The 12,047-nt window shown below is 50.1% G+C and carries 8 protein-coding genes; 5 read left to right on the forward strand and 3 right to left on the reverse strand.

Going from position 1 to position 12,047, the window contains the following annotated elements:
• The first annotated feature begins 480 nt into the window (after positions 1–480).
• Positions 481–1,506, forward strand: coding sequence for a nucleoside hydrolase (locus EYB48_RS01940; protein ID WP_162018584.1), 1,026 nt, complete (start codon positions 481–483; stop codon positions 1,504–1,506).
• A 68-nt stretch (positions 1,507–1,574) separates the two neighbouring features.
• On the forward strand, positions 1,575–3,194 hold the full coding sequence (locus EYB48_RS01945; protein WP_162018585.1) for a hypothetical protein: 1,620 nt from the start codon (positions 1,575–1,577) through the stop codon (positions 3,192–3,194).
• Positions 3,195–3,311: 117 nt separating this feature from the next.
• On the opposite strand, the gene EYB48_RS01950 is transcribed toward EYB48_RS01945, so the two are convergent.
• Positions 3,312–4,214, reverse strand: a complete 903-nt coding sequence (locus EYB48_RS01950; protein WP_162018586.1) for a LysR family transcriptional regulator — start codon at positions 4,212–4,214, stop codon at positions 3,312–3,314.
• Positions 4,215–4,414: 200 nt separating this feature from the next.
• Between EYB48_RS01950 and EYB48_RS01955 the strand changes: the two genes are divergently transcribed.
• A complete protein-coding gene (locus EYB48_RS01955) occupies positions 4,415–5,437 on the forward strand; it encodes a zinc-binding alcohol dehydrogenase family protein (protein ID WP_162018587.1) in 1,023 nt (340 codons plus the stop codon).
• Between the two features lie 77 nt (positions 5,438–5,514).
• Here the strand turns inward: EYB48_RS01955 and EYB48_RS01960 are convergent, their stop codons facing one another.
• Entirely contained in the window at positions 5,515–7,602 is a 2,088-nt protein-coding gene (locus EYB48_RS01960; protein WP_162018588.1) for an esterase-like activity of phytase family protein, read from the reverse strand.
• 158 nt (positions 7,603–7,760) lie between these two features.
• Between EYB48_RS01960 and EYB48_RS01965 the strand changes: the two genes are divergently transcribed.
• Entirely contained in the window at positions 7,761–8,618 is an 858-nt protein-coding gene (locus EYB48_RS01965) for a hypothetical protein (RefSeq protein ID WP_162018589.1), read from the forward strand.
• Between the two features lie 394 nt (positions 8,619–9,012).
• Here the strand turns inward: EYB48_RS01965 and EYB48_RS01970 are convergent, their stop codons facing one another.
• The gene (locus tag EYB48_RS01970) at positions 9,013–10,053 is read right to left on the reverse strand and encodes a hypothetical protein (RefSeq protein ID WP_162018590.1); all 1,041 of its coding nucleotides are present in this window, start codon (positions 10,051–10,053) and stop codon (positions 9,013–9,015) included.
• Between the two features lie 485 nt (positions 10,054–10,538).
• Between EYB48_RS01970 and EYB48_RS19045 the strand changes: the two genes are divergently transcribed.
• Positions 10,539–11,024, forward strand: coding sequence for a hypothetical protein (locus EYB48_RS19045; protein ID WP_202927632.1), 486 nt, complete (start codon positions 10,539–10,541; stop codon positions 11,022–11,024).
• The last annotated feature ends 1,023 nt before the right edge of the window (positions 11,025–12,047 follow it).

Genomic DNA, 12,047 nt, shown 5'->3' on the forward strand with positions numbered 1-12,047 from the left:
AAAGAATCTTAAAATCAAAAACAACGCAACAGCATCCTAAACTACCAAGATTCCGAAATATTAGCCATATTTAAAATGTTGCGGTTTGATAAATAATTCCCACCACTCGCTTAGAGTTACTGCGCCGGCAGCTTTAATCCGCTCAATATGTCAGCACAGCGTTTTATCCCAGGCTCAAGGTGTTTGCTTATCAAACACCGGTTCAACACCTTGAACGCTGTAGAGCTTAGAAAAATCCTGCCTGGAAAAATCATGAAGTGCTGGCCGGTTTTGGACTCTGCTCAACGACCAAGCGTAAATACAGGAATACCTCATGTGATTGCATGGAAAATTACACGTAAAACGCTGCTTTTTCCGGCCTATGTCCTCCAAACTCATCTCAAAACCGCTCAAAACAGTATTTTTAACAGTATTTAATAGTTGGCATTAAATTTGCTGAAACTCAATTTAATTAAATTTAATTTGAGGGAGGGATTTTTAATGGATACCAAAATAAAAGTCATTATCGATACCGATGTGGACTTCGACGATTACATGGCGATGGTCTATTTGCTGCAGAACCCGGAAATTGAAGTAATCGCCATTTCTGTCACAGGATGCGGTGCTGCGCATTTGAGCAAAGGTGTAAATAATGTCGCCAATTTGCTCACGTTGTTTGGAAGCCGGGAGCAAAGAATTCCTATTTTACGAGGTGCTAAGGCCCCTCTTCTGTACAGTAATGTTTTTCCGGCTTATGTAAGATCTGACGCAGACATTCACTACGCCGCCCAGTTTCCGGGGACAAATCGCAATCCGAATATTTTTGACGCTCAGGAGTGGTTACGCAACTATTTTCTCGATACCACTGATGAAGTGACAGTGCTGTCGATTGGTGGCGGCACCAATTTTGGACGCTTGTTTCAAAGCGCGCAAACCAATGAACTTTTAAAAGCAAAAATACAGAAACACATCACGCAAATTGTGATGATGGGTGGAAATCTGCTTGAAGAGTATTTCACGCCTGGTGCCGCTGGCAACATCGAGCCGACTTTAGGAAACAATGTCTACTACCAAAACAAAGTCGCTGAGTGGAATATCTTTATCGATCCGCTTGGCGCCAAGCTCATGTTTGAATTTGGAGTTCCAATTCGCCTGATCGCGCTAAATGCCACTAATTATGTCCCGATAGAGCAATCCTTTGTGGATAGTTTAAAGGCGATCAACACGCCGCAAGCACAATTTATCAGCGCAATCCTGGCCTACCCTGCTAACGCTGCGGGTATCGGCACCTTCCTCTCATTTTGGGATCCCTTAGCAGCCTGCACGATCACCACACCCTCTTTAATCACTGCTGAAACATTTAATCTTTTGGTGCATCAGGAACTTGATGAAGAAGATGATCAGTCGGCCAAGATCGTCGTCGACGATGCCAAAGGCATTGCCATTGAAGTGGCCACTTTCGCTAATAAAGATGAGGTATACGCAGAGTATTTGCGCGTACTTAGTCTGCCCGTGCCAATGGAGTAAGCACAGTGTAGTAGTCCCTTGCAGCTGCAGCACATTAAATAAACACAAACAATAGGGAGTAATCGTCCATGAAAAAAATAGCGCATGCCATCGTCTTAAGTATGATGGGTATCTCAGGTGTGTCTTTCGCAGAAAACACAAAGCCATATACACCAGTGGATACGTGCAGCGGCACTTATCCAAGCTACTGGCAAGATATTAATCCGAAGTTTGCTGAAATGTGGAAGGGTCAAGACGTGAGCAATGCGCCCTCAGGTGCATATTCTGGCCCCGTATTTAAATTGGCGGATGATTATCCCCGACAGCCTGTCGATGATAAGGCCAACCAGCCTTGGCGGGCGGCAAAGTTTGACGCGATGTTCAAGCCCTCCACCAGCAAAGAATTAAAAGCTAAGCTTGCCAAGGAATATGCCTGGTTAGTCTACAACTATGCATTGGCGGGAAATATTAATCAAAAAGGACAGTCGGACTTCGATGTTTGTAAAAACCCGGTTCGCCCTTGGTATCACATCGCCTTTCAAACTTATGATCCATTAAGTGGCCGCGAATTCATTCATGGTTTGACACGTGAAGCACCTGTGACCTTCTCCATTAAATCTGGAACAGGAACAGCAGCGACAACGATGTGGGCTGTGGCAATTTACAATCCGACTGCAGCCTACACACTAGGAAAAGTCTGGCAAAAAGACGGTACCGCAAAGGTGCCGACAGCCAATATCCGGTTTGACGAGGGTTCTGTGATTGCCAAGCCCCTCTTCAATACCGCGACCATAGATCAGTTACCCGTATTGGCCAATATGCCGATGTGGAATGCGAATATTTCTGATCCAAGCTTTTGCAAAACGGCTGAAACCACCCTCGTCGGTCAAGCTAACGCTTGCCCGCGCAGCTATGCACAATGGAGTGACGTACGTTTGATGCAGTTTGATATCTCGATTGCTGATAGTCGCGCGCCCGGAACTGGATGGGTATATGGTACGTTTGTCGCGGATGGCCGACGCAAGGCATCAACCAAGGAACAATGGCAACGTGTGAGTTTGTTAGGACTGATGTGGGGAAATGACACCCCGCCACAAGGGCAACTCGCTTATAACTATCCCGTCGACCCACGCAAGAACGGCTTCAAGGAAGAAGTGGTGTTTTGGGATGTCGTTGATGAACTTAACTCGTATGGCGGAACGGGAATGGTTCGCAAAATGGGCCATCTGGGATCCAATCAGCGTTTGAATGGCCCTGCCGACAATGCGAATAGCTCATGCATTTCTTGTCACGGAACCGCATCTGTGCCGGACAGCAATTTTACGACACCGCCATTATTGGCACAGTTTTCGAGTATGACACCACAATCCGTTGCATTGATAGATGGCCTGAGGGCCAAGGGTATGCAACGTAGTGGAGAAGTCGCTACTGAAAACGATGGTGTGACTTTCTCCGAAATGGATGCTATCTATTTCGCGAATGTCATGGCCGGTACGTCTTTCAACATGACGACACCGGGCGGCAAAAACGTGATGGGTGAAGGTGTGCCGAACTATCCAAACCCAGCACAGAAAGCGTGGATATCTTTAGATTACTCCTTGCAACTGTCTATGTCATTAACCCAATGGATGCAGTGGCAGGCTGATCATAAAGCACAAACCCCACCGCAGAACCGAAAGTTTGTGAAAGCCTTGCGTCGTCTTCAGTAAGAAATGAACCTCTTGATCTGAGTTGTTCAAAATGCGGACAAGCGCTTAATTGAGAGCGAAACCATTGGCGCGGCAACGCGCCAATTCCACATCATTACCACTCAACTTAGCCTGAAATCAAGCCTTTAGCATTTCCTCAAAACGACGCTGTAGAAATTCTCTGAGTAACTGTACCGCAGGACTCAGTTGCCGACGATCCGTGCAGAGTAAATGCAATGGCGTCGCCTCGCCTTGCCATTGCTCGCATAAAGCGACCAGACGTCCGGTCCGGATGTCGTCCCATACATCCAGTTCAGACTTAAAGGCAATTCCGCGCCCGGCCAAAGCCCAACGGCGTACCGCATCGCCATCATCACCGATGCGGTTTCCACGCACATGAACCGTTATAGACTGCTGGTCACGCTGAAATTGCCACTTGTCGTGTACATAGTCGCCCAGCATGAAACAAAGGCAGTTATACCTGACCAGATCGTCAGGCGTTTCCGGTCTGCCGTGTTGAGCCAGGTATTGAGGCGATGCGCATAATATCCGGCGGTTGTCGGCAACAAGTGGCAGCGCCACCATCGTCGAATCGGATAACTCGCCATAGCGGATGGAGATATCTACCGGTTCTTTGTAAAGGTCAGCAATCCGGTCAGACAGTTGTATGCGCAGTTGTAAATCGGGATGTCTTTCCATGAAGTCATCCAGCCACGGCAACAGGCTGTTACGCCCGATATCTGAAGGGATAGACAATTGAAGACTGCCTTTCACCACTGTTTTACCGACAACCAGCGCTTCTTGGCCGGATGTCAGCAGTTGCAAGGCTTCCTGACAGTGGCGCAGATAGATTTCGCCTTCATAGGACAGGCGCTGACTACGTGTCGAGCGTATAAACAATTGCATGCCCAAATGTTCTTCCAGCCGTTTCAGTGAGGCGCTGGCAGCGGCTGGTGACAGGTCAAACATCCGTGCAGCGGCGCTCAGACTGCCGGACTGGGCAGTGCGAACAAAGATTTCCAGATCTCGCAAACTAATCATTTTCAAATTTCATTTGTAAGTAATTCACAGATATCCTCATTTATCAAACAAATCTAGTCAAGGATAATGTGCACATTGATTGATGCAGCGACCGAATTGCAATCGAACCAGCGTAATTCTGCCCTGCTCCGGCGTCAGTCGATTCAGTCAAACTGCTGTTTTATGCGACAGCTTACCTACTCATTTTTTGGGAACTCTTTATGAAAGCCATTGCTTATCAACATGCATTACCGATAGCCGAACCGCAATCCCTGGTCGACATCACACTGCCCGCCCCCGTTGCAAGCGGGCATGACTTATTGGTCGAAGTGCGCGCCATCTCTGTCAACCCTGTCGATGCTAAGGTGCGCGCCAACGTGAGCCCGGAGCCAGGTGAGTGGAAAGTGCTGGGATGGGATGTGGCTGGCGTAGTTCAGGCTGTGGGGCCGGATGTCACGCTGTTTAAACCTGGCGACCGCGTCTGGTATGCCGGTGACATTTCCCGTCCTGGTGCCAATGCGGAGTTGCATCTGGTGGATGAAAGAATCGTCGGACATATGCCAAAGTCGCTCAGCTTTGCGCAGGCTGCCGCCCTGCCGCTGACCACCATCACCGCATGGGAGCTGCTATTTGATCGCCTGCAAATCGTGCCGGGTAAACGCCCAACGCATGAAACGCTGCTCGTCACAGGCGCAGCTGGTGGAGTGGGTTCCATTCTGACGCAACTGGCCAGCAGGCTCACTGCAGTGACGGTAATCGGAACGGCATCCCGTGCAGAGACCAAAGAGTGGGTGAAAAGCCTTGGCGCCCACCACGTGCTGGATCATAGCCAGTCTCTTGCTACTCAAATCAAAGAAGCCGGATTAGGACCAGTCACGCATATCGCCAGCCTGACCCAGACGGATCAGCATTATGCAAAACTGGCTGAATTGATTGCCCCACAAGGCAAACTGAGCCTGATTGATGACCCGGCTGTCCCCATCGATGTGATGAAGCTGAAACGTAAAAGCGTCTCGCTACACTGGGAATTCATGTTCACCCGCTCTCTGTTCCAGACCAGCGATATGCTCACGCAGCATCGCTTACTGACTGAAGTTGCCGCGCTGATAGACGCAGGCGTCATACGCTCCACGCTGGGTCAGCATTTCGGCAACATCAATGCGGGCAATCTGAAACGTGCACATGCTCTGCTGGAAAGTGGCAAAGCACGTGGAAAAATTGTGCTGGAAGATTTTGCAGATTAAACCCTGTTGACACCGCCGGGTCTGGCAAAAAAAAGCCGCTGATTGTTGTCAGCGGCTTTCCGGAAAAACTATTCGTATCAGGATGGAGTATTCAAATCCGCCAGTTTTTTATTGAACTTGAACAGCCAGATACGGTTAGGACGTTCACTGTCCGCGCCGCGCGCAACGCGCATGGTGTTGCCAGCGGTACAGCCCAACGCACCGGCGGTCGTCGTCAGCGCACCATTTGCATCAACGGTACATTTCGTGACATCAGCACCCGGAATGATCGCACCATTAGGATCAACGATGACGGTCTTCATGCCAAAGTCATCGTCATTGGTCAGCGCCAGGGTGTAGTCATCGACCAGAGCCAAACCTTCGGCTTTTTCTGCCAGCCAGCCTGCATTGTTCAGATCAAACAACTGCGTCTTTTTAAGCAGCACAATGTTTGCGAAATTCACGCCATTCACCGCTGCACCGGTCATGCTGCTCTTTTCCAGATCGGTACCCATGGCCGCAATATCCGTCACATTGGCCGGGACCTGAACCAGCATCAGCTTATTGAAGGCTTTGCCATTCGGGTCTGTGCCCTGCTCGATGACGATGAATTTGCCATTGCCCAGCGAGACCATGTCGCCCAGTTTGGCATTACCGGTTTTGCCTGCGGTGTATTGCGTGCTGTCGATAGGATAGGCATACAGCCTGGTTTTTTCAGTGGCTGGATCAAACTCTACCCAGCGGTTGAATTTTGCGTAATCCTTGATGCTTTCATTGGTCGCGACACTGGCACCGGGGAGGATATAGCTGGCTTTACCATCATCTAATGGGCTTTGTATGAAGCCATTGAGCTTACCGGTTGCCACGTCCAGCGACAGACCTTCCATGCCACGGTTAGCACGGCGTTTCAGCAGTACCGCAGGCAAATCACTTGCATTGCTGCCTGGCTGATATTTTTTCTGGATGATGCCGGTATTCACATCGATCTTCAAAATAAAGGGACCGTATTCGTCGGATACCCACACCACACCGCGCGCCGCGTCATAGACGATGGATTCGGTATCGAGGCCATAATCGCTGAACGTCGTTTTGCTGTTAGGATCAAATCGCGCCGCGTCATTCAAGGGCACTTCAGCCGAAGAGCCGACTTTGCCAGCAGCGATAGACAGGCCAGATGCATTGATGGTGCTGCTGAACTTAATCGGTGTGCTTGATTTCAGAACTGCACCATCTTTACCTATGCTGATCAGACCAAACGAAGGCGTAAAGCTTGGCGATGGAAAGAATTTCGCATCGCTGGTCCCAGTTGCACCCGGCGTCACGACAGAATTCGGCACTTTAGGGCCATCGCCATTCGGACCACGGTCGGTGATGCCGTAAAACTCCAGTGAGCCATCGGCCGCCTTGCCTTTGAAAGTCAGGCCAGATCCATAAGAAGGCAGGAAACCCTTAGGAAACGCCGCCTTGACCGCGGCATTACTGCCTTCGTAAGGAACGAAGAAATTATCTGCAGCCTGTATCTGATAACGGGTGACACTGGCACTGATACTACCCAGCGCATTGGTCTGGGTTACCGTATGCACCACAGGTGCGCCCAGTTTGGACGCCAGAGTGTCTTCAAAATGCTCACGTACCAGGGTGCGGCGATCGGCATCGACACTGGGCTTTTGTACATTCGCTGGCAGCTTGTCCAGCGTTGCCGTCAGCGCGGCGTTGAAAGCAGTTGCACCGGCATTGAAATCCAGGGTTTGTGTAGCCAGTGCTGTTTTGACTGCAGCCGGGATTTTAATGCCAGTCGCCGTATCATTATCCTCATCCAGCAATTGCAGGAACAACAGACGATTCACCACATTGTCATCCATCACATTGTTGGATGACGCCAATGTCAGTGGCGTGATGCTGGCAGCGCAAGGCGCAGAACCGAGTGCGACGCCACCAACAGAAAACGTAACCGTTTCACCCTGATTGCAGCTAAAGCCGCCATTGGCCGTAGTGCTCAGTTTGCTGCCTGCGCCTGCCGTATAGTCCAGGCCTTCTACTGCGGCATCCAAAAATACGCCATTCACAGCAACAGGCGGTGTCGCTGGCGTGCTGTTAGAGGTGCTTGTATTGTTGCTGCCACAGGCCGTCAGCAGTGTGGCGGCGGCCAGGCTGCTCAACATCAGGGTCTTACTGCTTTGCTTCATTTGATTAACCTCAAGAGTAGATAAGCTTGCACAAAAATGAATGCCCGCAATGTACCTTGACTGGATGACGGCGCGATGACAAACCCCGACGGAACTGTCATCGCCAAGTCACCTTAGGCTCTTACAGTGTGCGCTCCTCATTCTATGGAGTCGCTGCCATGTCGAATTCTGCTTTCCCCCGTGTTCTTTACAGTGCCGCGCTGAGCTTAGCGCTCAACGTCGGGCTGCCACTCTGCCCTGCTGTCGCCGCCAGCAATATGGTGCCCGACTACGAAGTCAAGTTACTCATGAATCCGAATGTCGTGCTGGATGCTGACCACAAACTCAAGAGCACAGTCCTGGCCACCTTCAATATGCCCACCAGCGTCACCAAAATGAACGTGCAGTTCATGGATACCAATGGCAAAGACATTTATAACAATGGCTGGATCGCGCGCATACGCAAAACCGAGGGCGACAAGGATTTTGAACTGAGCTATAAAAAACGCTACGCCATCGATAATGGCAATATCAATGAAGCCCTGTACAAGGCCAACGCAGAAGGATTTGACGCATCGGATAAAAATTACGAAGCCCAGATCGAGTGGGGCTACCAGAAAAAAACCTTGAGTATTACTAACAGCAAGATGGATAGCAAAGCCGGTTACAGCGGCATGGACCTGCCATCCAATAGCGATGCACGCAGCCTGCTCAAAAAGAATATACCGGGCAAAATGAATAACTGGCTGTACCCGGGCTGGGGCCTATCCATGCTCGATAACTCGCGTAAGTACGGCCCGGTCCTCGCCAAACGCTCAGTCGGCAGCTGGAGCGGCATGACCCTCTATATCGAAGTCTGGCCCATCCTGAACGCATCCGGCACAGGCACCGACTACATCGTGGAAGCCTCGTTCAAGACCAAAAGCGAAACCACCGCATCGGCCAAACACGACGAGTTACAAGCCTACCTGATCGCCCGCGGCTGGTTCATCGCCGAAGACTCCCTGAAAACCCAACTCATCATGGACCGCTACTAAGCCTGCGCTGGTCTGCGCTAGCCTGCGGCACAAACAGCGACCTACGTGATCAGAAACCGGGCCAGCTCAGGCGGGCCGGTTTGTCAGGTGCCTGCCCCTATCATTGAGTCGTGGCGCACTTTGCGTAGTGCTTATATGTGATCTGGCAGACTGTCGATGCCACATTCGCATGTCCCAATCACTCCTGCATCGTGCGTATTTCGTGCGTATATCCTGCCCACGCTGAACAAATGGGGTGCAAAGTCAAAGTGCGAAGGCTGAAGAAATCTTAAAATCTTTGACTGGTAACGATGGCAGTGCAGACATTGGCCGCTTGTGGCTCTATGTCAAACCAGGCGCAGCTATATAATTCAGAAAAATCAGTTCAACGGGCCGCAAACTTGCGGCGCGTTTTTCATCCCAAACTACGTTTCTCCAGTCGTCCCTGTTCATCAACCAAGACAACATGCGTCAAGCCAGAAAATCGGTGGCGTTTAATGTCTTCTTCAACTCCTTCGCCGTGCGTCAAGTTGACCCATAATTGATTTGCTTCGACTTGCACCAAAGCTTGCATGTGTTTAAGTATATCGGAGCGTTTGGATTCAGCGATATGTAAGGCATAACGATGTAAATCTGCGTTGGGCGTGAAGTGTGCTCCCCAACTAGCTTTATACCAAACTATGCCGTTCCCAAACACGGGTGGCGTAATACCCAGATTAATCGCTGAAAAACCTAGCTCTATGTTTAGGCTGATCATCTTGTGATACAACAAGGCATTCAATTGACGCATACGCTCTTTGTCCGCATACACTGCTGGATGTAAACCCAATTTATTGAAATATGTCGCCCCTGAAATACGCGGTTTAAGCAATAGAAAACCACCCAATCTCTGTCCATTTTGCGTAACAAAAATCAAATGCGAACGTTCAGCTTGCGCATACAGATTTTCAAGCGTATCCAAATACGCATACTCGCCATGACGTGTACGCAAATAAGGAATCAACATTTGTGTATGAAATTCACGATAATCATCTAAGCTCAGGCCTTCCTCAAAGTAAACCTCGCTTTTCAATGCCTGCTGTACGCTACGCCGCATATTGCCGCGCAATTGCGCCATGAAACTCTCCATGTTGGCTGGTAGCGGCAAAATCGCCTCTAAATAGTCGGGCAACAGCAATGTTGGACGCGTTTGCCAAGGCAGATGCGGAGTCAAGACTACATCAGCGGAACCATAACGTTGCATTGCAGCTTGCAAGCGTAAAGGCTGAAAAGAACCCAAGGACTCTTGCTGATAGCCAGGATTCAAAAACGCATCGGCTAATAAATTGCTGGAGCCATAGAACAATAAATTCAAAGGCTGATCGGTTTGCCTTAAGCTACCCGTAAAACGGGTGACGCTCCATTCAGATCTGCTCAATAAACTTTGAGCGTAGCGCAGGTATTTGCGTAATTCCAATAAGTATGCCTGCATAAAAATCCGTAAAAAAAATTGATCGAATAACTTGCGAGCATTCAAGCTGGATTTGGATACGAGTCAAAGTCCTGTTCGAGAAAATTCACAATACTTGAGTCGCATTTTAAAGAAGCTTGGTGTAAATTTTCAATCCCCTACGCTTCAGGTGTAGATAAACGTTAGGCACATCGTATTGATTGAGTGAGTTTTCAGGCCATCAGTCAAAACACACCGGTTTCCACTGCTCCACCTGCGGGAAGTACTACGAGGAACTACCGCTAGCGCTCGGGGCCCCGGCACCAGCTTTTGACACAAGCAAACCGGTGACACCCTGTTTCTTTATTGCCAATCTCATCACCCCGCTTTACAATTAGTCATTATTTTTTATCAGGTTCAGCGTGCGTGATGTCTCACTACTCAACTACCAACCTAACGAACCGTTGCAGCGGATCGCCTGCGGCGCCCGCTGAACTCAAACGTTAGAGTCCATGTCCACACCGCGCACGAAATCCACGCTTGCTGGAAAACTCGGAAAGTTCGTCCAGGAGTATGGCCGAAAAGCGCAGAAGGGTTTGGACCCCAATGATCGAAATTACGACCGAAAGATCGAAGAGAAGATGAAGCGACTGCCTCCTGATCAACTGTCTGAGCTTCTTACGGGTGAAGACGCATTGATCGAGCCAATTACACAGATCGAACTTGAAGCCTTACTGCAAAAAGAGATCGAGCGCTGTTCCCCAAACCAGCAGCAGTTCTTTGAGACTCATCGCGTCCCGCTCTACTTGGTACCGATTCACCGCTTCCGCACTGTCGAACAGGTGTTTGTTCTCGCCGAGATCAAGGAAGATGTCCTGTACTACGAGGACGTTGAGGAAGGGTTTGAGATTGCGCACCTTGGCCCGGATGGCGCAATTCCCGAGCAAGGGTGCAACCAATACGAGCTCAAGCATGTACTTACCCAACTTGGGCTCTAACCTGACGATCAACCTCGCTCCTTTCAGTCGCCGGACGCTGCGCGATAAAGCCGCGCAGCTCCTGTTAGCTCTACGTTAGCCGCTTGAAAGGAATCACATAGTGTTTCTTCTAGTACTAAATGAAAATCAATCTTCTGCATTTCTAGGCAGACCTTGGATATCCATAGCTTTGGGAAGCGCGCTTACCGGAATAGCCGCACTCTTTGGTGGGCTCTCTCTATATTTGGCCGCTGCTCTGATACTTCCAATTCTTGAGTGCGCGCTTCGGTATGGGGCGCGACCTCGGTTGCCAAGCGCAGCACTGCTTCCGTTGGCGGTAACTGTATTTCTCGCTCACGCAGCATTTCTCGCCTTTATGCAAGAGGGCGCGGTTGGTGCGCAGAAACTAGCTGTTAACATTGCCTATGTATTTACTATCGTTGTCGGTGCTGGAGTAGGCGGCTTGTTATTTCGGCGCGCAATCGTTGCTGCAAAGCTTCCTGAACATGCCGAGTAACTCAATGGCACAGCGGGCTAACCTGTCGTTCGAGCGGGACGCCGCAAAAGCGCGGCGCCCCTCAACTTTACGTTAGGCCGTACAAAACATGCAGTTCCGCTCTCCTACATTTCTAGTAGCCGCCACGCTTGCGATCACAGCTTGCGCTCCAGACCTTCCTAAACCGAACCCGAGTGATCCGTTGGTCGGCTGTTGGTCAGGCGAAGACTTTCAACCAGTCTTTCAGCGCAAAGCGAAGTGGTTCATGAACCGAAAGCCTGACGGTACTTTCACAATCGAGTTTTCAGCCACCGAACGAGGAGTCGAGTTACCGATTCAAATCGAAGAAGGCAAGTGGAGCCACAAGGATGGCGGGTACACAACGCTGACACTGCGAGTTGCTGGGAACTCCATTGACCCAAAGGATCCACAGTACACAGACACATACGAGGTCAAATCTATAGCTGATGGGCTTTTCACCTACTACCATCCAAAGATGAAGCTTGCGTTTACGTCCAAGAAGGTCGCGTGTGAGCGCGGTGCGGCCT

The organism is Cognatundibacterium crateris (genome assembly GCF_010078235.1).
Lineage (GTDB): Bacteria > Pseudomonadota > Gammaproteobacteria > Burkholderiales > Burkholderiaceae_D > Undibacterium > Undibacterium crateris.